Below are 18,634 nucleotides of genomic sequence, written 5' to 3'. Positions count from 1 at the left end.
GGCATAGCCGATGAAGAAGATGCCGGCGCCGAGCCCGTAGATGGCCGCGCTGATGCCCAGGTCGGCCGCCAGCTGCACCTTGGCCAGCGCCACGTTGGTGCGGTCGAGATACGACATGAAGTAGATCGCGCACATCAGCGGGATCAGTTTCAGTATGGCCTTGCGCGTGGCAAGGCGGTGCATTTCGTCACTACCGGAATCAAGAGAGGTCGTCACCATGATGTCTCCACGAAGGAATCTGTTTTTTGTAGTCATGACTGCCTGAACCGACGGGCATCCTGTGAGTGCGGCCTGCGTGCCGGCGAGCGAAGGAGGTCGCGCCAGCACGAGTTGCCCGGCCAGGATCGTCAGAAGTTCACGTTGCCGGCGCCTTTCAGCCCGAGCATCTGGCGGGCTTCATCCGGCGTGGCGATCTCGAACGACAGCTCTTCCAGGATGCGGCGGATCTTGCGCACCTGGTCGGCATTGGTCCTCGCCTTTACGCCCTTCGAGATGTAGACGCTGTCCTCCAGGCCCACGCGGACGTTGCCGCCCATGATGGCGCCCATCGTGACGAGCGGCATCTGGTGCCGGCCGGCCCCGAGGATCGAGAATTGATAGTTTTCGCGCCCGAACAGCCGGTCGGCGGTGGCGCGCATCATGGCCAGGTTCTCGGGGTCCGGGCCCAGCCCGCCAAGAATGCCGAGCACGGACTGGATGAAGAACGGCGGCTTGACGATGCCCTGGTTGACGAAGTGGGCCAGGTTGTAGAGATGCCCGACGTCGTAGCATTCGAACTCGAACCGCGTGCCGTGTTCCTGGAACTCGGTGAGGATGCCCTTGATGTCCTTGAAGGTGTTGCGGAAGATCATGTCTTCCATGGACTCGAGGTAGGTTTTCTCCCAGTCGAACCGCCAGGCGCTGATCTTCTCCGCGACCGGGTGCAGCGAGAAATTCATCGAGCCCATGTTCAGCGAGCACATCTCCGGCCGCGCCAGCCGCGGATAGGCCAGCCGCTCCTCGAGCGTCATGCGCGTGCTGCCGCCCGTGGTGATATTGATGACCGCGTTGGTGGCGCGGGCGATCGCCGGCACGAACTCCTGGAAGATTTCCGGACGTGGCGTCGGGCGGCCGTCGCGGGGATCGCGTGCATGCAGGTGGAGGATGGCCGCTCCGGCCTGTGCCGCCTCGATGGCCTGCGACGCAATGTCCGCGGGTGAAAGGGGCAGGAATTCCGACATCGAAGGGACATGCGCGGAACCCGTCACAGCACAGGAAATAATGACTTTATGGCTAGCGTTGCTCATTGGGAGAATCGTCTCGGTATCAAGCGGTCGCATGGTGCGCCGGCTCTTGTCGAACGGATAATAGTTCGATAGCATGCGCGGCGTAAGGTCATTTCCGGACACTACGAAGGCAAAAAGGGACAACTTGGGGAGACGCCGTGGCGCCGAGATTTCCACTGCATAACGAGCGCATCCATGCGCCATACAAGATCGCGGCGCTGGTCGAGGTGCTTGCCGAACAGGGAATCGCACCGGCAGACAGTCTGAGGGGCACCGGAATCGATGCCGACGAGTTGTCCGGCACGTCGGTCTTGACGTCCGTGCGCCAGTACATTGCCGTGTGCAAGAACGCGCTGAACTTGTCGAGCGATCCGGCCACGCCTTTCGAGGTCGGCTCACGCCTGCATCTGTCGGCCTACGGCATGTACGGGTACGCGTTGATGTCTTGCCTGTCGCTGCGCGACTACTTCAGGCTAGGCGTGAAATACCACCGGCTGGCAACGCCGACGCTGGCGATCGATTGGACCGAATATCCCGACAAAGCGGTCTGGACGTTCCCGGACGCATTCATTGCGAGCGCATCCGCTGAGTTGCGCCAGTTCCTGATCGAGCAGCAGTTTGCGCAGCACGTCACGCATCTGCAGGACGTCGCGGGCCGAAGCTGCCCGCCCGTCAAAGCCTGCTTCCCGTATCCGGCGCCGGCCCATGCCGGGCTCTATCCAAAGTATCTTGGCTGCCCTTGCGCATTCGGGCAGCCGCAATACGAACTCATCTACGACAGCGCCATCCTCGAGCATAAGCCGCAGCTGGCCCACCGGCACTCCGCCGCCCTGATCCAGGAGACATGCGACCGGCTGGTGGGACAAGCCAAGACCTCCGTCGGCGTGTCTGGCGAGGTGTACCAGATCCTGATGCGCGAACCCGGCGTCTTCCCGGGCATGGAAACGGTGGCGGAAACGCTGGGCATGACCAGCCGGACGCTGCGGCGGCACCTGGGAACGGAGGGCACGTCGTTCGGTGCCATTCTGGATGATGTGCGTTTTTCCCTGGCGACGGAGTACCTGAAGACGACCAGGATGAGCACCGATGACATCGCCTTGCTTCTGGGCTTCAGCGACGGCGCCAACTTCCGGCGTGCCCGCAAGCGATGGGCAGAGAAAGAAGCGACGCCACCTCACTAGCGCAGCCCGGGAAGTGGAATGAGTCCAGCGCCCCGGGAAAGCCCGCGCGGGTTTTACACACGATCTCACGCAAGCCAGCCCGAAAGCTGGCTTGCGCATGACGCTACGGAGTCGTCAGGTCGTCGTCAGGCCGTCGTCGTATCGGCGTCAGGCGACGCTGCGGGGAGTCCCGGCACGTTCCGGCGCAGTGCTGACCACGCTCAAGCGATCGGCGTCGTCACGTGCAACCTGAGCGGTTCAGGCTGTGGCGACGAGGTCGATGCGCAATGCTTCGCCACCGGCCGCGATAGCGAGCAGGCGGTCAACGTTCGGGTGCGCACCCGGACGGTTGCGCGCGTCGACCGTGTGCTCGGCAAACACCGCGAGGCCGTGCTCGGCCGCGGTGGCGTCCAGGGCGCCGAAGGCTTGCCGGAGATAGTGGTACACCGCCAGGGAGCCCTGCTTGCCCGGCTTGTTCTCGATACTTGCCACCACGGCGCCCTTGCCGTCGACGAGATCGATACGATCGATACCGTCGATGGCGGGCAGTTGCGCGAGGTTATCCTTGAATACGTTGCTCGGTTGAATCACTTAAAACACTCCGTTGTTTCGGGAAACTGCTAGGTGGCCGTATTTTATCTGATCGGGTGCCGCGCCTGTTGCCTGTGCCGGCTGCTGTCTCGGCGCGCCGTGCAAGTCGCCTGCAACCGTTGCGTTGGCGGTGGTATCCGCCGGGAGATGGCATTGCCATGATTTCGGGCTCCGTGTTTTCGATTGCGGATCAAGCCATGATCGGTGCCAGCGCGGCACCGATCCGGAGCGCTTGCGCAGGCGAGATCATCGCGTTGAGCGTTTCGCCGAAGCGCGGAATCTGCACGCCCGACGCGATGTACTGGAAGCGATACGCGGCAAGAACGGTGTTCGTCACGGCATCCATGTCGGCGCTTGTCATGGGCCGGTTGCAAAGCGCGATGAAGTAGCGCGTGTCTGCGGCTGACTGGGCTTGCAGAATCGCGTCGATGGCGCCCACCAGCGCAATCAGGTCGTCCACGGCTGCATCGCGCGCTTGCGGCGAGAGCGCGATGCTGGCCCGGTAGTGGGCTTGCGTGAACAGTTCGATCAGACAAGTCAGCGCCAGCACCGACCACGTCGATTTGCCCAGTACGAACGACGCGACGTCATCGGGCCGCGGTCCGAACTGGTACCCCGCGGGCATCTGGGCGCCTATCATGGTCTCGATCCGGCGAAACAGCGCCTGGTGCTTCAGCTCCTCGTCGGTGAAGCGCACCAGTGCCTCGAGTGCGCCCTGGTCGCCAAGCCAGTGGTCGCGGCTCACCTCGAGCATCTTGGCGCCGATGAACCGCTCTACCAGGCCGAAGATGTTGGCATACGAGCGGCCCTGGATCTGCGACAGCAGGCGACGCTCGATGCCGCTCAGGAACGGCAGGCGATCGACGAAGGACAGGCCGTCAGGCAGGAATTTCTTCGTGAAGTCGAAATCCCGTTGGCGCAGCACATCGCGATCAATGTCCCACCGGACGCGCCTGGACACTTCCACGCATCTGGCGTAGCGCGCGGAATCGACATAAGGCTGCGAGGGAGGGAGCTGAGCATCGGATGCGGCATGCCGGGTCCTGAGTGCGGCGAGATCGGCATTGGGCAGGGAAGGTGAGGTGGCTGCGGACATGACTGCTCTCCTGGGAGACGGGGTTGGGGCTGGTGTTGCTGTGGTGTTGCAGTGAAAATGCGGCCGGCTGCGTCCAAAGAAGCGCCGCATGGGTTGCGGGATCGCCAGGTTCTTCCGGAGCAGGCGCATACAGGCCGTGCATTGCCCGCCTGTTTGGCGGGAAACGCCGCAACCCTCGGTGCGGCCCTGCTTGAGCCGAATCCTCTTGCGTGTGTTGGCCTTCAGGCACGGGGCTAGTATCCTGACGGCAAGCGCGCCATTGAATAGCCGGGCGTCCGGATTTCTTGTGCGCGACCCCAACATTGCGCAACTGCTGCCATGGATGCTCTCTCCGATGTGCTGCGCGTCATCCAGTTGACGGGGGCAGTTCACCTCGACGGCAGCTTCTCGGCGCCCTGGTGCGTCATCGGGCAGGCCGACTCGGCGCTTTGCTCGGCATACCTGCCAGCCTCCGGGCGGGTCGTCTCGTTCCATCTCGTCACGGAAGGCAGGTGCTGGGCGATGCTGCCAGGCGATCCGGCGAGCGCGCTGCTGGCGGAGGCCGGCGATGTCATCGTGGTGCCGCAGGGCGAGACCCACGTGTTAGGCAGTTCCACCGATCTGTTGCCGGAATTCCTGGCGCCGCTCCTGGCTGAGCATGTCGAGGCAAAGCCCGGCGAAGTCATGACGCTCGTCCACGGCGGCGGCGGCGAGCTCACGCGCATGGTGTGTGGCTTTCTTGCCATGCAGGACAATTCGCGAAATCCCCTGCTTTCCGCGCTGCCCAGGCTGTTCACGGTGAGCATGCGCGGATCCAGCGCGTCGTGGCTCGAATCGTCGCTGCGCTTCGCGACCGAGGAGGCGGCCTCGGCGCAGGCAGGCAGCGCCACGGTGCTGGCCAAGCTTGCGGAGCTGGTGTTCGTCGAAGCGGTTCGTCGTTACGTCGGCACGATGGCCGGCGATCGCAAGGGGTGGCTGGCGGGATTGCGCGATCGCTTCGTCGCGCGAGCACTCGCGCTGATGCACGCGCGACCGGTGCACGACTGGACCGTGGATGCGCTCGCGCGCGAGGTGGGCATCTCGCGTTCGGGGCTGGCGCAGCGCTTTACCGAACTGGTCGGGCTGCCACCGATGCAATACCTGGCACTGTGGCGCCTGCAGCTCGCCGCGCGGCAGCTTCGCCTCACTGATGCGTCGCTGGCATCGATCGCCGAGGCTGTCGGATACGAATCGGAGGCCTCATTCAATCGCGCGTTCAAGCGGGAGTTCGGCGAGCCACCCGCGACATGGCGCAGGAAAGCGGCTGGCGCCCCGACCGGGGACAAAGGAGCCACAGCCGACGCCGCGTCGGACGTAGCCAACCCCGCGTGATTGCCGGCATGGCGGAGGCGGGGACGGCGCCCCGTCCCCGGGGCGTACCGATGCCGTTTCGGCTGTCGTGTATCGTTGAGGGCTTGCTCGCAAACGCGAGGTTTTCACCGGGGGCACAACAAATGCTGACGATCTGGGGCCGGGCGAATTCGGTCAATGTGCAGAAGGTGCTGTGGTGCTGCGACGAACTCGGCTTGTCATTCGAGCGGATCGACGCCGGCATGCAATTCGGCCGCAACCATGAGCCTGAGTACCTTGCAATGAATCCGATGGGGCGTATTCCGACGCTCATCGATGGCGATTTCGTGTTGTGGGAGTCGAATTCGATCCTCCGCTACCTGGCGATGCAGTACGGGAAGGGCACAGCGCTGTACCCGGCGGATCCGAAGCTGCGCGCCAGCGTGGATCGATGGCTCGACTGGTCCCTTTCGACGCTGCAGCCAGCGGAACGGCCAGTCTTCTGGGGCGTTGTGCGAACGCCCGCCGCCGAGCGCGATATGGATCGCCTGAAGGCGGACGCCGCCAACGTGGCCGGCTTGTGGCAGACACTGGACAGGCATTTGCAGGGGCGCGATTATCTCGAGAGCGGCGAGTTCACGCTCGCCGACCTGGTGCTCGGCGCCTATGCGCGCCGCTGGTACGGGCTCGATGCCGAGATCGAACGTCCCGCACTGCCGGATATGGATCGCTGGTACGAGCGCGTCAGTACGCGTGCCGCCTTCGGGCAATATCTCGCCGCGCCGCTTAGCTGAGCCGCACGCAGGTGCGCGCGAATCAACACTTCACCTACTGTTTCCGATGACCATCATCCTGCACACCTGGAACACCCCGAACGGACGCAAGATCAGCGTTGCACTCGAGGAAATGGCGCTTCCGTATGCCGTCAAGACGGTGAACATCACCAAGGGCGAGCAGCACCATCCGGACTTCCTGCGCATCAGCCCGAACAACCGGATCCCGGCCGTCGTCGATCCCGATGGCCCCGACGGGCAGCCGATCAGTGTGTTCGAATCGGGCGCGATCCTGCTTTACCTTGCCGAGAAGACCGGCAAGTTCCTGCCTGCGGCCTTGCGCGACCGGGTTTCGGTGCTGGAATGGCTGATGTGGCAGATGGGCGGCTTCGGGCCCATGCCGGGACAGGTGCATCACTTCCGCACGGTCGAACCGGAGGCTGACCGCCACTATGGGCTCAAGCGCTACTCGGAGGAAACGACCCGGCTTTACGGCGTGCTGGACCGCCGGCTCGCGGAAGTCGAGTTCGTCGCCGGCGAGCTTTCCGTGGCGGATTTCGCGATTCTGGGCTGGGCGTGGCGGCATGAGCGCCACCAGGTATCGCTCGATCGCTATCCGAACGTGCGGCGCTGGTATGACGCCCTGTTCGCGCGGCCGGGCGTGCAACGCGGCTTTGCGGTCAAGCTGGACGACTTGCCGTAGCCTGCAACGCCTCTGATGACGATGCCGCGCCGCTGCCCCCGTGACATGCAGCGGGCAAGGGATGCCCGAAGACGGATCCTCAGATGGCGGCGGCATCGCACGCACGATTCAGTTCGGCCGCGGCCATTCCCGCTACTTCCGAGACCCTCCGGGAGGCGTGCGTCGTCCCATCGTATTGCCACCTTCGCGGGCCTTGGATGGCGCCGGCACCTTACCTTCGGGCGCCTCGTGCAGAGCCCGGCCAGGTGTTGGCACGCGACCCACTGTTGCGCCGCATATTGCGCCGCTTGTTGGCTGCGCCCCATCACTTGCTCCCCGGTTTAGGCTCCTCCGCGCACACCCATTGCCGCTTGGCACATGGCATGGCGCGTGCTCTGTGGAAGGTAGAACGTCGTGCGCGCCGTTCATTCCCCCACGCTTCGAAGGAGCACACCATGAGATTCAAGTTCGGCAGTTTCGTCATTTCCGCGGCCGTCGCCGCCGTCGCTCTCATTGCCGGCGCCGCTCAGGCCTCTGGCCCAAATGACAGCACCTTGTCCGCTGACAAGTACGGCTACAACTTCCGCGTTGGCAAGACTGATGCCTTCACCGACGGTGCTCGTACCGGCAAGTTCGACAGCTTCGGCGAAGGTGCCCGCCAGGTCGATCCGTACACCGATGGCGCACGCACTGTCGCCGGGCTGGACCGCAGCGGCGTATCGTCCGATCCGGCGCGCAGCGTCGATGTCTACCTCGACGGCGCCATGGCCTGAGTGACTGCGTGTCCGGCCGGCTGGCCGGGGCTGACACGCAAGGGTCTCGCCCAAGTCCACAGGTATGGACTTGGGCAAGACCCTCTTTCCCATTGGCGCAGCCGCGCGTGGGCTCATCGGGGCCGTCCCGGCCGACGACGCACTCCCTGTCCGGCATTGCGTACTTCGGCAGCGTTCGCCTGAACTCCGACTATCAGTCGAGCGCGGAACGCGCGGTGGCCGCGGCGGCCGGGTTCGCGCTGCGGCGGGCCAGCCGAACCGTCATGCTCCGCGAAGCCTCAGGCTGGCGCGGCGCAGGCCCGGCAGCGGCCGACCAGCGCGCTCCTGACATGGGCAGGGCGCAGTCCCGCCGATGCCAGCCGGGCTTCCTGCATGGCAAGCAGCGCGGCGTCGAAGACCTCGTCGATCTGGCCGCAGCCGCTGCAGAACAGATGCTCGTGCGCGGGGCGGTCCGCGAGTTCGTAGAAGTGGGTCAGCTTGTGGTCGCCCGAAGGAACGGTGACGCGGAAGATCAGTCCGCTCTCGGTCAGCTCGTATAGTCCGGCCCGGAACGTGGAAAGCGCGGTCCGGTAAGGGGACGACACCATGGCGCGGCACAATTGCTCGGCGGTCGTGTGCCTGGCGGCGCTTTCCCGGAGAACCAGCAAGACGGCCATTCGCCCCAGGGTCACAGGCAAGCCGCTGTCCGCGATCGCCTGCGCGGCCAGGCGGCCGCTCTCGCCCCAGGCGGCGCCGGGCAAGGAGTCTCTGGCACGCCGGCTGGCGGCCAAAGCATGAAGGGAGGCGAAGCGCCGGACGACTCTGGGTGGCATCGGTAGGCTTGGCCGCACGCCTGTGGGGCGGTGCGGCCGGGGCTGGGAGGAAGCGGGCGGTAGCGTGCGCAAGGCCGCAGCCACGGCCGCTAGTGCGGCGGCGATGCCTGCCAGGTGGCGGGTGCCGTCGTCCGCGGGCCGGCGGGAATCGTCAGGGTTGCCGTGGCGCGATGCCGCACGGCGGCGTAAGCGGTGCCGTCGAACGTGCCCGGAGTGCGCTCCAGGTGGATGACGTGCAGGATGTATTGTCCGCGCCAGGGGAACGCGAAGCGCACCAGGCCGTCCTTGCCGGTGGTCGCCTCGCGCGTCCAGGCGTTGGACGCGATGACGCGCACGTCGGCCGCGGCGAGCGGCGTGCCGCGGAAGACGACGCGATATTCGCCCGCGCTGCCCGTGGGCAGGATATCCAGCGGCATCGACGTGGCCACCTCGGCTGCCGCTGTCGACTCGCCGATCAGCCGGGCATAGAACATGGGTTTGACCACGCCGAGCCCCGCGTGGGTCCAGTCCTTGACGGCATAGGCGCCTTCGCTCGCCAGCACGGCAATGCCACGGGGCTGCGAGGCGAAACGGAAGCCGCCGGCTTCGCGGCTGGCGGTGAGCGCTGCGGTCTGCCCGTCCCGGCCGAGCGCGCGGATTTCCGGGCCCGGCATTTCATCGAGGCGCCCGGGAGAGCGTTCGCGCAGCATCTCCTCGTACTCGCCGAAGTAGAGGTGGGCGCTGACCTTGTCCTGTTCCAGCCAGAGATAGTGAGCCCGGGCGGGCGCGACGAAGGCGGCGCAGGTGAGCGCAAGTGCGATGCTGGCGAGAAATGCGTGCTGTTTCATGGGTTCCTCACTGGAAGCGGTAGCGGGCGGTCAGCATTGCGCTGCGCTTGTCGCCGGGCAGCGCGCCCGAGAAGGTCGGCGAGACGTAGTAGGCCTTGTCGGTCAGGTTGCGCAGGTTCAGGCTCACGTCCCAGGTCTTGCGGCGGTAGTAGACCGCCGCATCGAGCACCACGTACGACGGGACGCGATACAGGTTCAGGCTGTCCGCGTAGCTGTCGCCCTTGTACGTCAGGCCCAGGCCGACGCCAAAGCCATGCAGGGCCTGCTGCTGGAAGTCATAGGTGGTCCACAGCCGGCCGCCGGTGCGGGAGACCCCGGCCGGGCGGGTGCCGGCGATGCTGCGGTTGGTGACGCCCATCGCGGCGTTGGATGCCAGCGCGTTGGACTTGACCTCGACGTCCTGCAGCACGAAATTCGCCAGCACCGTCCAGCCGGCGAGCGGGCGGGCAGTCAGCTCCAGTTCCATGCCGCGCGAGCGGTCCCGGCCATCCGGCGTCGGGCTCAATGCGCCCGGCAGCGTGATGTAGTAGTCCTTGCGCTCGGTCTCGAACAGCGCCAGGTTGGTCTGCAGGCGGCCGTCGAGGAAGTCGGCCTTGACCCCGACCTCTTTTTGCAGCGCGCTTTCCGGCTGGGTGCTCAAGGCCGCGGGCTCGGTCGAGACGTTGATGAACTTGCTGGTCGACACGCCGGCATAGAGCGACACCGATTGCAGCGGCTGCCATACCGCGCCGAGCGAGCCCGACGTGAGGTTCTGCGTGTCGCCGATGCTGCGAAAGACGCCGCCCTGCGTGCCCACGTCGCTGAACTTGACGCGGTCCGTGCGCACCGCCGCCCGCACCTTGAATTGCTCGCCGAACGCCAGCTGATCCTGCAGGTAGACGCCGAAGTCCTCCTGCTTCAGGACCCGGTTGAAGCCCTGGGAGACGACCGGGGCCAGGCCATTGAGCGTGGTTTCAGGCACGACTGGCGCATTGATGTTGGCGATGTTGGGCAGGTTGTAGCCGTTGCGCACCGTGTTGATATGCGTGTCGGAATACTCCATGCCGAACAGGACGGTGTGGTCGACCGGGCCGGTACGCGTCTTCCAGACCAGTTCGTTCTGCGCGAGGATGAAGTGCCCGTCGTCCGTCTGCGTGCGCGCGGCGCGTCCCGTCATCTGGTTGAGTGCGTTGCCGCCGTTGCCGCCGGCATTGCGCGTCATGTCCAGGCCGCGCTCGTCATAGATGAAGGCGGTGCGCATGGTGAGCGCGGGATCGATGCGCCAGTCATGGCTCAGCGTCACCCGGTCGATGGTCTGGCGGGTGTCGTTGAACGGGCTGTAGTAGCGCGCGTCGCGCGGTGCGGAGGCGATCTTGCCCTGGTTGTTGAAGACGATGCCGTAGTTGTCCGGGACGATGCGGATGTCGCGGTGATCGTAGTCGAGTGTCAGCGTCTTGTTGGTGTCGTACGCCCAGGCAAAGGAGGGCGAGACTTCCTTGATATCGCGCGACAGCCCGCGATAGCCGTCGCTCTTCTCGTAGTCGGCGATCAGGCGCGTGGATAGCTGCGAGCTTACCGGCCCGCCCACATCCACATACGTGCCCCAGGTGCCGAAACTGCCGCCGAAAGCGCCGATCTCGGCCCCGAACTTGCTGAGCGGGGCCTTGGTCACCACGTTCACCGTGCCGCCCGGCTGGCCCGAGCCATACAGCGCAGACCCCGGCCCCTTCAGTACCTCGATGCGCTCGACGTCATACATGGTGCGGTAGTAGCCGTTCTGGCTGGGGCCGTCCAGGTAGCCGTCGCGCAGGAAGCGCGTGCCCAGCCCGCGGATGGTGTAGTTGTTGGCAAAGCCATAGCCGCCGGCCAGCTGGGGTTGCACGCCTGCCGAATTCTGCAGCGCGTAGTTCATGTCGACCGCACCCTGCTCGCGCAGCACGCTATCGGGGATCACCGTGATCGCGGCCGGAATGTCGCGCAGCGGGGTTTCCGTCTTGGTGCCGGTCGTCACCGTGTCCCGCAAGCTGCCGGCCGGGACCTGTCCGGCCGAGGCGGTGACCTCGGGCAAGGTATGTTCCGGCTGCGCGGCCTGTGCGCGCGCCGTAGCGGGCAGGCCGGCGATCAGGGCATAGGCGATGGCGGCAAGCGCGTGGGGGCGGGGCGCGAGGCGGGGTGGGAATGCACGTGTCATGAAGGCTGGAACTCGAGGAGGTGGCGCAGCAGGCCGGTCAGTCGTCGTCGCCCGACCGGCCTTGCGGCCCTCGGAGCGGAGTCAGCGAAGGCTAATGCGAATCATTCTCGAGTTCAATTCAAAAACGGCGGAGCGAGGCGGATGTCCCCCCTGTACGGGGCATTTGCCTTGTAAGCACTGGCTTTGCGGCCGCTGTGCGCGCGCGGACGGGGCAAATGTCCCGGAGAAAATATGCCTCATGATCATCTTTTTATTGTGGGAGCCGGACCGCAAAAAACCGGTCTTTTCCTAAGAACAAGAATCAGTTACATTTGACTCCCCGTCAGGGCCGGCACGCTGCAGCCGGATTGCGCCGATGGTCTTGCTGCCCGGAATTCGCCACATGTCACCCAAGCTTTTGCTCCTGCTCGCCATCTTCCCTGCCTACCAGGCATGGGATCTCAGTCAGATACACCTCAGCAGCGGCGTGAACTACCACCTCCTGACCGAGGCGGTCGCGACCATCGTTTTCGTGTGGATCCTGGTTGTGTTCGTGCGGGAGCGGCAGCGCGTCGCGCGCGACTTTGCGGAATTGCGCAATGCGGCGCAGGCGAGCGAGCGCGCCATGATCGAGCGCGATACCGCTGCCAAGCAGAGCACGCGGCATTTTCTTGTGCAGATGCAGGAGCAGTTCGACGCGTGGAACCTTACGCCGGCCGAAAAGGACGTGGCCCTGCTGTTGGTCAAGGGCCTGTCGCTAGAGGAAATCGCGGGCCTGCGCGAGAGCCGCGCCAAGACCGTGCGCCAGCACGCTGCCAACGTTTATGCCAAGGCGCAGCTCGAAGGGCGCCACCAGCTTGCGGCCTATTTCCTGGAGGACCTGATGGCTCCCGGCGTCGCCGGCTGAGCGGGCCGGCGCCGGGGCGAGCCGATCTCCGCAGCATTGCCGGGGCGGCGTGCCAGGCAAAAAAAATGGCCGCGCGGGGCGGCCTAGGTCGTACGGGTCAAGATACGAGAGAGCCCAGTATCGCGTTTGTTCCGGGTGCGTGCTATCCGTCAAATGGCGGATGGTGCGCCCCGGAGGGCGCCGTCAGGGCCGGATGAGGGAAACGTCAGGCCGAAGATGCCTTTGTGTCTTTGCTGAAGGGCTCGGCATTGCGCGGGAGCCGATGCGTCCCGTTGCCGTCCTCGAGCAGCAGCTCGACGCCCTTGCGCACAGCGAGGCTGGTCGCCACGACTATCGCGTCTTCCTGGCGTTCGAATTCCAGAATCCCGTTGCGGGTTCCGGACAGTTTGACGATCCAGCCGGCGCGCGAGGCGCAAACAATCAAATCGCGGCGCATCTCGATAATCCTCCGAGGTGTCTTGACTAACCTGATAGCGCAATCCTGATGCGTGCCTAGTCGACCAGCGGTGATTCCTGTGCACGCGAATTCTAATTCAATTGGCGTTGGACAGTTGCCTAAATACTGCCGGCTGGAAATGCTGCGTCGCGCAACAAGAAGAAAGAAATGCGGACTGCGCAAGCAAAGCCAGCGGCGTTCGCAAGTCCCCGCGCATGACCCGCAAGGGGTGCCCGCGATAGTCCGGGATCATCCCCCCGATACGTGACGTTGGCCATGTCCCCGGCAGCGATCGTGCCGCCTTGCCCGTGCTTCCCCTTCGTCGCGCCGGGACAGCATGCGTGCTGGCCAGCCTGTAACGGATGACGCCGGGCTTCGTGGACAATCTGCAGAACTTGATCATGTTGTGATGTACCGGAAATGAAGGCGCTGGGGGAGGCAGAAGATGCCGGACAAAAAAATTGGAAAGTCCGCAATCCATGCGGGTTTTTTTGCGATATACTTCGGCTCCCCCGAAGCAGGGCTTGATCCACCGAGGCCTGCGGACTGTTAATCCACAGGTCCCTGGTTCGAGTTCAGGTCGGGATGCCAATACGCGGGAGTAGCTCAGTTGGTAGAGCGCAACCTTGCCAAGGTTGAGGTCGCGAGTTCGAGACTCGTCTCCCGCTCCATTGCTAAATGCATTAGAGCAATTGCCCATGTGGCTCAGTGGTAGAGCACTCCCTTGGTAAGGGAGAGGTCGGCAGTTCGATCCTGCCCATGGGCACCACTTTCCTGCGCCGACGTTCGCGGCGCGCGCACCAGCTTGCAGGCTGATCTCCTGTCCCGGTTCAAAGGGACAATGCCATCCCGCACCTTTGCCGAGTTCGCCATTCGTTGGCGCGTCCAGGCCGTGGCGACATGGCAGGGATCAGGCCCTTCAATCTCCATATACGTGAAGCCTGGCATCCTGCCCGCCGCTGCATCCTCGTGCCGCTGCCGCCAAGGCGTGTTCGCCGTCGGCATCGGGATCGGCATGGCTGGCGTTGTCGATGACGGTGCTGAGCTTGTCTGCGTCGATATTGTTGGTGAGCGCGACCGTCTCGCCGGCGAGGAACGCGGCTGTCAGTGCCGCGGTGATGGCGAAGACGGTATAGAGGGATCTGGCGTTCATGGCTTGTTCCTTGTGAGTGGCCCACCGCGCCCAGCGCGCGAAGCGCGTGGCTGGCGCCCGGCCTTCGATTCACTATGCACAGGCCATGCCATCCTTCCAGGGCGTATCGGGTGCGCGGGCCGGCCCAAATCGCGCAACGGATGACGGGTTCCGCCCAACAGCGGGACCAATGCGTTGGCCTGGATCCAACGATCTCCGGCCGACTTGTGCGAGGATTCTGTTCTCGCGGCCGGTTGCGCTGGCGGCTGGGCGCCGGCACCGTTCGAACGCATTGCTTACGTTACCTTGGGAAATTAGATGAGATCGTCCGTCAAGCTTTTCGCGCTATGTTCCTTCGCAGCCATGCTGCTCTCGCCGGCGCTTGCGCAGACCGACGGGAAGCCGCTGCGGATCATCGTGCCCTTCGCTACGGGCGGGTCGCAGGACGTGATTGCCCGCTATCTCGGCGAAAAGCTCGGGAGCCGCCTGGGCGTGCCGGTCATCGTGGAAAACAAGGTCGGGGCTGGCGGCATGCTGGCCGCCGACTACGTGGCCAAGGGCCCGGCGGACGGAACCACGGTGTTGCTGGCCACGGGCGGCGCGATTTCCATCGCACCGTCGCTGAACCCCAGGCTGCCTTACTCGCCGCAGAAAGACCTCGCGCCCGTGGCGCTGATCGCGGATACGCCGATGACCGTCGCCGTGCGTGCCAACAGCGCCTACAAGACGCTGGGCGACGTGCTGAAGGACGCCAGGGCGCATCCCGGTGTGGTCAGCTTCGCCTCCACCGGCAACGGCACGGTGTCTCATCTCAGTGGCGAACTGCTGGCGCAGGCGGCGAACGTCCGCCTGCTGCACGTGCCCTATCGCGGCGCCGGTCCGGCGCTGACCGACCTGCTGGGCGGGCAGGTGCAATTGCTGATGACCAGTGCGGCCTCGATCGAGCCGATGGTCGAGAGCGGCAAGGCCCGCCTGCTCGGCACGTTCTCCCGGACATCGCTGCCGGGGCTGGCGAACCTGCCTACCGTCAGCGATGTCACCGGCCTGCAGGGGCTCGAGGCGCCCGTATGGGTGGGCGTGATGGCCCCGGCCAGGACGCCGGCGGCCCGCATCGAGAAACTGTCGAGCGAACTGGTGGCGCTGTGCAAGCTGCCCGAGACGCGCACCCACTTCGCGCAACTGGGCGCGGTACCTACCTGCGGCGATCCGGGGGCGTTGCAGAAAGTCGTGACGGATGACACCCGGCGCTGGGCAGAGGTCGTCAAGCGCGGGGGGATCAAGCCGGACTGACGAAGGCGGCTGGCAGGCGGGCGCCGCCGGCCCCGCTGCGATGCGGGGCGCCGCGCAAGGCGGCGCGAGCAGCGATTTACCTCGGTGAAGAACAGGCCGACCCCGATCCTGCCCGGCATCCCGCATCGCAGACCACCGCCCCCGAGCTGTCAAGGCTCGCGCCGCCGCCCACGGCCGTGGAGCACTGCACATTGCCCTTCATGTCGAGTGCGCACCGGCCCGCGCCGCAGCGGGCATCGCCTTCCCGGTCCAGCGCGATGCCGCCGCCGTCTTTCGCACAGCGCACCTCGCCGGAGCGGGTCATCATGCAGGCGGAGTTGCTCGGGCAGTTGACGGTGCCGCGGTAGTCCGGCGCGCAGGTTGCCGCGAGCGCTGCCTGTGCGGCAAGGGCCAGCGCCAGGCCGAGTAATTGGTTCTTGAGTTGCAGGACTGCCATTCTTCTTGTTCCCCCTTATTTTTTTGCTTTCTTAGGGCGCGTGATTGCGCGCCCGGCGGTGATTGTACTCATGTCGGCCGGGCGGGAATTTTCGATCGGATGGGGCAATGCCGGATTGCCCCACGGGACTGGCGCGTATCGTGCTGCCCGGAGAGCGCGGCAGCAAGCACGCCAGTGCCGCGTCATGGCTGCAGCGGCGGATGGTAGGCCAGGGTGGGGGCCAGCAACCACAGCAGCAGCAATACCAGCGGCGCATGCGTCAGCAGTTGCGCAAAGGTGAATCCGACCAGGTCGCGGGCCTTCAGTCCCAATATGCCCAGCAGCGGCAGCATCCAGAACGGATTGATCAGGTTTGGCAGGGCCTCGGCCGCGTTGTAGATCTGCACCGCCCAGCCGAGGTGCACATGGAGGTCGTTTGCGGCCTGCATGACGTAGGGCGCTTCGATGATCCACTTGCCGCCGCCGGAGGGCATGAGAAAGCCGAGCACCGCGGAATACGCTCCGATCAGCAGGGGAAAGCTGTCGGTCGACGCGACGCTGACGAACAGCGTCGAGAGGTGGTGCGTCAATGACTCTCCGCCTGCCCCCTTTGCCATCGTGAGCATGCCGGCGATGGCGCCATACAGCGGAAACTGGATCAGTACGCCGGCGGTCGTCGGCACGGCCTTGGTGACTGCGCCGAGAAAGCTCCTGGGGCGCCAGTGCAGGAGCATGCCAAGCAAGAGAAAGATGAGATTATAGGTATTGAGCCCGGAGATGGCGATCAGCCAGTGCTTGCCTGCGAACTCGGTCCAGACCCAGCCGAGCCCGAGCGCCACGATGCCCAGGGTAAGCAAGGGGCTGTATTCGAGCCATTCGCCCGGCCGGGTGCGTGGCGCCATGGTGTAGTCGACCGGCTCGATCTGCACGCCGAGATCCGCTGCGGTCCTGGCCCGTGCCGGCGAAGGCGCGGTCCAGTAGGCGATCAGCGTGGACACGGCTACCAGTGCGCACGTGATGACCAGGCTCTGCCACAGGAAGAGGGTCTCGCTGAACGGGATCACGCCGGTGATGGGCAGCAGGCTCGCCGGGATGCTGGCGGGGTTGGCCTGCAACTGCGCCGCGGACGAGCTGAGGCCCATGGCCCAGGTCGCGCCGAGGCCCAGGTAGGCCGCCGCGCCGGCGGCGCGATAGTCCATCCGCAACGATTCGCGCCGCGCCAGGGCCTTGGCCAGCAGGCCTGCGAAGACCAGGCTGATCGCCCAGTGCAGCAGCGAGGCCAGCACGCTGACCAGGGCGACATAGGCCACCGCTGTCCTGCCGTTCCTTGGCACCTGCGCGGCGAGGGCGACCAGCCTGGCCATGGGCGGGGATGAGGCAATGACGTAGCCGGTAATCGCGACCATGGTCATCTGCATGGTGAACGGGATCAGGCTCCAGAACCCATTGCCGAACGCCACCGAGACCGCGCGGGGCGACGCGCCGATCGCCAGCGCCCCGAGCGCCACCGCCAGCACGGTCAGCGCCACGAAGACGTAGGCATCGGGATACCACTTTTCGCACCACGCGGTGACGCGCAGCGCCAGACGCTCCAGCAGCGGTGCCTGGTATGCATGGTTGTCGATCTGCTGGCTGCCGGAGCCGGCGATGCACTGCTTTTCTTGAACTGACATGATCCTGCCTCTCACGTTGCACAGTCTTCCCCGGGAGGCGAAGCGGCTGGCGTGCCAGCACGCTTGCCTGCCGGTGCGGAAATCACAGGGCTACAGCGCCCCGGCCAGGCGCGGGCTGCGCGGTACCTGGCTTGCCATGCCAAGTGTCTGTTCGAGCAGCGCGGCGGCCGACAGCAGGTCGAAGTCGCCGCGCGGCCGTCCCAGCAACTGCAGGCCGACCGGACGGCCGTCGGAAGTCAGCCCGATCGGAACCGAGATCGCGGGGCAGCCGGTCAGCGTCAGCACGAAGGTGAGATACATCCAGTCGATATACGAGCCCAGCGGCTCGCCATTGATCTGCGTCGGATAGCGCTGCGCGACGGGGTACGGGGGCACGGCCACCGTCGGGCAGATCAACAGGTCGTGATGCGCGAAGAAGGCGCCAACGCGCATGAACAGCTCGCCGCGCAAGCGTTCTGCGCGCGCCACATCCTCGCCGCTCTGCTTGCGGCCTTTCTCGATGTTCCAGACGATCTCCTCGCAGATGTGTTCGCGGTGTGCTTCGAGCAGGGGGCCCCTGACGGCGGCAACCAGGTTGGCGCGCAAGGTCTGGAAGGCCTCGAAGCCGCCGGCAAGGTCTGGCTGGCCATCGTCCACGACGGTGCCGAAATCCGCGAAGCGCAGGGCCGCTGCCCGGCACAGCGCCGCGACCTCGGCATCCACCTTGCCAATGCCGAGGTCCGCGCTGTAGCCGACCCGGACCGGCGCGACAGGACGGCGGACCGCATGCGAGAAAGGGACTTGCGGGCGTGGTAGCGAGAGCGGATCGCGCGCATCGAATCCCGCCTGCGCGTCGAGCATCAGGGCGACATCCGCGACGCAGCGTCCCATCGGCCCCTCCACCCAGAGCGGGTCGAAGGGGACCACCGACGACTTGGCCAGCGCAATGGCGCCATGCCGCTGCAGGTTCGCGATGGTCAGGTCCGAGCGCGCGGCGATGCGATTCGCGTAGATGGGCGACCCGTAAGTGGTGGGGCAGCCGCCCAGGTCGTTATAGTCCTTGACCGCGATCGGCAGGCCGGCCAGCCAGCCAGGATCGCCCGCGACGTCGTCGGCGGGCCTGGTGAAGTCCTTCGCAACCTTGCGGGCTGCCTCGAAGCAGCGAATCGGCAAAGCGTTGATCACCGGATCGACCGCCTCGATGCGCGCGATCGCGGCGTCCACCAGATCCAGGGGCGCGATTTCCCCTTGCCTGAGCAGCCTGACGGCTTCGCTCGCGCTCAGGCGGCACAATGCCGGCATATTTTCGTCGGGGCCATTGCCGGTGGCAGGGTTCGTATCCATGAGGTCTCCTTCTGGTTTGTGT

Annotated in this window: 18 protein-coding genes, 2 tRNA genes and 1 pseudogene; 9 read left to right on the top strand and 12 right to left on the bottom strand. The window is 65.5% G+C overall.

What is annotated here, in order from left to right; translation table 11 throughout:
* Together AC1DO7_RS05765 and kce are read right to left on the bottom strand one after the other, a co-directional pair.
* Window positions 1-219, bottom strand: a pseudogene (locus tag AC1DO7_RS05765) (MFS transporter); the annotation flags it as partial.
* 128 nt (window positions 220-347) lie between these two features.
* Window positions 348-1,286, bottom strand: coding sequence for a 3,5-dioxohexanoate:acetyl-CoA acetone transferase (gene kce, locus AC1DO7_RS05760; RefSeq protein ID WP_441616541.1), 939 nt, complete (start codon window positions 1,284-1,286; stop codon window positions 348-350).
* Window positions 1,287-1,423: 137 nt separating this feature from the next.
* Between kce and AC1DO7_RS05755 the strand changes: the two genes are divergently transcribed.
* Window positions 1,424-2,446, top strand: a complete 1,023-nt coding sequence (locus tag AC1DO7_RS05755) for an AraC family transcriptional regulator (protein ID WP_441616543.1) — start codon at window positions 1,424-1,426, stop codon at window positions 2,444-2,446.
* A 237-nt stretch (window positions 2,447-2,683) separates the two neighbouring features.
* Here AC1DO7_RS05755 and AC1DO7_RS05750 read toward each other — a convergent pair whose 3' ends face one another.
* Window positions 2,684-3,016, bottom strand: a complete 333-nt coding sequence (locus tag AC1DO7_RS05750; protein WP_441616545.1) for a DUF2322 family protein — start codon at window positions 3,014-3,016, stop codon at window positions 2,684-2,686.
* A 190-nt stretch (window positions 3,017-3,206) separates the two neighbouring features.
* Window positions 3,207-4,112, bottom strand: coding sequence for a hypothetical protein (locus tag AC1DO7_RS05745; protein ID WP_477115871.1), 906 nt, complete (start codon window positions 4,110-4,112; stop codon window positions 3,207-3,209).
* Between the two features lie 318 nt (window positions 4,113-4,430).
* Here AC1DO7_RS05745 and AC1DO7_RS05740 point away from each other — a divergent pair, with 318 nt between their 5' ends.
* The 4 genes from AC1DO7_RS05740 to AC1DO7_RS05725 all read left to right on the top strand — a co-directional run bounded on the left by AC1DO7_RS05740 (window position 4,431) and on the right by AC1DO7_RS05725 (window position 7,648).
* Window positions 4,431-5,462 carry an AraC family transcriptional regulator gene (locus AC1DO7_RS05740; protein ID WP_441616549.1) on the top strand — a complete coding sequence of 344 codons (1,032 nt, stop codon included), beginning with the start codon at window positions 4,431-4,433 and terminating at the stop codon, window positions 5,460-5,462.
* Window positions 5,463-5,584: 122 nt separating this feature from the next.
* Window positions 5,585-6,214 carry a glutathione S-transferase family protein gene (locus tag AC1DO7_RS05735; RefSeq protein ID WP_441616551.1) on the top strand — a complete coding sequence of 210 codons (630 nt, stop codon included), beginning with the start codon at window positions 5,585-5,587 and terminating at the stop codon, window positions 6,212-6,214.
* Between the two features lie 46 nt (window positions 6,215-6,260).
* A complete protein-coding gene (locus tag AC1DO7_RS05730) occupies window positions 6,261-6,896 on the top strand; it encodes a glutathione S-transferase family protein (protein WP_441616828.1) in 636 nt (211 codons plus the stop codon).
* 434 nt (window positions 6,897-7,330) lie between these two features.
* Window positions 7,331-7,648: a hypothetical protein gene (locus tag AC1DO7_RS05725; RefSeq protein ID WP_441616553.1), complete on the top strand. Its 318-nt coding sequence runs from the start codon at window positions 7,331-7,333 to the stop codon at window positions 7,646-7,648.
* 278 nt (window positions 7,649-7,926) lie between these two features.
* Here AC1DO7_RS05725 and AC1DO7_RS05720 read toward each other — a convergent pair whose 3' ends face one another.
* From AC1DO7_RS05720 to AC1DO7_RS05710, 3 genes are all read right to left on the bottom strand, one after another.
* Window positions 7,927-8,388 (bottom strand): Fur family transcriptional regulator, encoded by a 462-nt coding sequence (locus AC1DO7_RS05720; protein ID WP_441616555.1) that lies wholly within the window; start codon window positions 8,386-8,388, stop codon window positions 7,927-7,929.
* 161 nt (window positions 8,389-8,549) lie between these two features.
* Window positions 8,550-9,287 (bottom strand): DUF4198 domain-containing protein, encoded by a 738-nt coding sequence (locus tag AC1DO7_RS05715; RefSeq protein WP_441616557.1) that lies wholly within the window; start codon window positions 9,285-9,287, stop codon window positions 8,550-8,552.
* A gap of 7 nt (window positions 9,288-9,294) precedes the next feature.
* Window positions 9,295-11,457, bottom strand: a complete 2,163-nt coding sequence (locus AC1DO7_RS05710; RefSeq protein WP_441616559.1) for a TonB-dependent receptor — start codon at window positions 11,455-11,457, stop codon at window positions 9,295-9,297.
* A 355-nt stretch (window positions 11,458-11,812) separates the two neighbouring features.
* On the opposite strand from AC1DO7_RS05710, the gene AC1DO7_RS05705 reads away from it, so the two are divergent.
* Complete coding sequence (locus AC1DO7_RS05705) at window positions 11,813-12,343, top strand: helix-turn-helix transcriptional regulator (protein ID WP_441616561.1); 531 nt, start codon at window positions 11,813-11,815, stop codon at window positions 12,341-12,343.
* Between the two features lie 205 nt (window positions 12,344-12,548).
* Here AC1DO7_RS05705 and AC1DO7_RS05700 read toward each other — a convergent pair whose 3' ends face one another.
* Window positions 12,549-12,779: a DUF2188 domain-containing protein gene (locus AC1DO7_RS05700; protein ID WP_441616563.1), complete on the bottom strand. Its 231-nt coding sequence runs from the start codon at window positions 12,777-12,779 to the stop codon at window positions 12,549-12,551.
* Window positions 12,780-13,374: 595 nt separating this feature from the next.
* Between AC1DO7_RS05700 and AC1DO7_RS05695 the strand changes: the two genes are divergently transcribed.
* A tRNA-Gly gene (locus tag AC1DO7_RS05695) sits at window positions 13,375-13,450 on the top strand.
* 23 nt (window positions 13,451-13,473) lie between these two features.
* Window positions 13,474-13,548: transfer RNA gene (locus AC1DO7_RS05690), tRNA-Thr, on the top strand.
* Between the two features lie 150 nt (window positions 13,549-13,698).
* Here the strand turns inward: AC1DO7_RS05690 and AC1DO7_RS05685 are convergent.
* A complete protein-coding gene (locus AC1DO7_RS05685; protein ID WP_441616565.1) occupies window positions 13,699-13,932 on the bottom strand; it encodes a hypothetical protein in 234 nt (77 codons plus the stop codon).
* Window positions 13,933-14,229: 297 nt separating this feature from the next.
* Between AC1DO7_RS05685 and AC1DO7_RS05680 the strand changes: the two genes are divergently transcribed.
* Window positions 14,230-15,201, top strand: coding sequence for a Bug family tripartite tricarboxylate transporter substrate binding protein (locus tag AC1DO7_RS05680; RefSeq protein ID WP_441616567.1), 972 nt, complete (start codon window positions 14,230-14,232; stop codon window positions 15,199-15,201).
* A 76-nt stretch (window positions 15,202-15,277) separates the two neighbouring features.
* Here the strand turns inward: AC1DO7_RS05680 and AC1DO7_RS05675 are convergent, their stop codons facing one another.
* The 3 genes from AC1DO7_RS05675 to AC1DO7_RS05665 form a co-directional block, all read right to left on the bottom strand.
* A complete protein-coding gene (locus AC1DO7_RS05675) occupies window positions 15,278-15,637 on the bottom strand; it encodes a hypothetical protein (RefSeq protein ID WP_441616569.1) in 360 nt (119 codons plus the stop codon).
* Between the two features lie 182 nt (window positions 15,638-15,819).
* Window positions 15,820-17,289, bottom strand: a complete 1,470-nt coding sequence (locus AC1DO7_RS05670) for a short-chain fatty acid transporter (RefSeq protein WP_441616571.1) — start codon at window positions 17,287-17,289, stop codon at window positions 15,820-15,822.
* A gap of 90 nt (window positions 17,290-17,379) precedes the next feature.
* Window positions 17,380-18,612, bottom strand: coding sequence for an amidase (locus AC1DO7_RS05665; RefSeq protein WP_477115870.1), 1,233 nt, complete (start codon window positions 18,610-18,612; stop codon window positions 17,380-17,382).
* Window positions 18,613-18,634: the final 22 nt, after the last annotated feature.

It is taken from the genome of Cupriavidus sp. 05N40, assembly GCF_056397305.1.
Note: the sequence above shows the minus strand (reverse complement) of the source record. Positions and strands in the feature narration are given on the sequence as shown.

What these genes read in the sequence shown, in the direction of transcription:
- AC1DO7_RS05735 (WP_441616551.1), top strand. Translation starts at nt 5,585, where the DNA reads ATGCTGACGATCTGGGGCCGGGCGAATTCGGTCAATGTGCAGAAGGTG.
- kce (WP_441616541.1), bottom strand. Translation starts at nt 1,286, where the DNA reads ATGAGCAACGCTAGCCATAAAGTCATTATTTCCTGTGCTGTGACGGGT.
- AC1DO7_RS05680 (WP_441616567.1), top strand. Translation starts at nt 14,230, where the DNA reads ATGAGATCGTCCGTCAAGCTTTTCGCGCTATGTTCCTTCGCAGCCATG.
- AC1DO7_RS05705 (WP_441616561.1), top strand. Translation starts at nt 11,813, where the DNA reads ATGGTCTTGCTGCCCGGAATTCGCCACATGTCACCCAAGCTTTTGCTC.
- AC1DO7_RS05715 (WP_441616557.1), bottom strand. Translation starts at nt 9,287, where the DNA reads ATGAAACAGCACGCATTTCTCGCCAGCATCGCACTTGCGCTCACCTGC.
- AC1DO7_RS05745 (WP_477115871.1), bottom strand. Translation starts at nt 4,112, where the DNA reads ATGTCCGCAGCCACCTCACCTTCCCTGCCCAATGCCGATCTCGCCGCA.
- AC1DO7_RS05730 (WP_441616828.1), top strand. Translation starts at nt 6,261, where the DNA reads ATGACCATCATCCTGCACACCTGGAACACCCCGAACGGACGCAAGATC.
- AC1DO7_RS05700 (WP_441616563.1), bottom strand. Translation starts at nt 12,779, where the DNA reads ATGCGCCGCGATTTGATTGTTTGCGCCTCGCGCGCCGGCTGGATCGTC.
- AC1DO7_RS05725 (WP_441616553.1), top strand. Translation starts at nt 7,331, where the DNA reads ATGAGATTCAAGTTCGGCAGTTTCGTCATTTCCGCGGCCGTCGCCGCC.
- AC1DO7_RS05710 (WP_441616559.1), bottom strand. Translation starts at nt 11,457, where the DNA reads ATGACACGTGCATTCCCACCCCGCCTCGCGCCCCGCCCCCACGCGCTT.
- AC1DO7_RS05685 (WP_441616565.1), bottom strand. Translation starts at nt 13,932, where the DNA reads ATGAACGCCAGATCCCTCTATACCGTCTTCGCCATCACCGCGGCACTG.
- AC1DO7_RS05665 (WP_477115870.1), bottom strand. Translation starts at nt 18,612, where the DNA reads ATGGATACGAACCCTGCCACCGGCAATGGCCCCGACGAAAATATGCCG.
- AC1DO7_RS05740 (WP_441616549.1), top strand. Translation starts at nt 4,431, where the DNA reads ATGGATGCTCTCTCCGATGTGCTGCGCGTCATCCAGTTGACGGGGGCA.
- AC1DO7_RS05670 (WP_441616571.1), bottom strand. Translation starts at nt 17,289, where the DNA reads ATGTCAGTTCAAGAAAAGCAGTGCATCGCCGGCTCCGGCAGCCAGCAG.
- AC1DO7_RS05675 (WP_441616569.1), bottom strand. Translation starts at nt 15,637, where the DNA reads ATGGCAGTCCTGCAACTCAAGAACCAATTACTCGGCCTGGCGCTGGCC.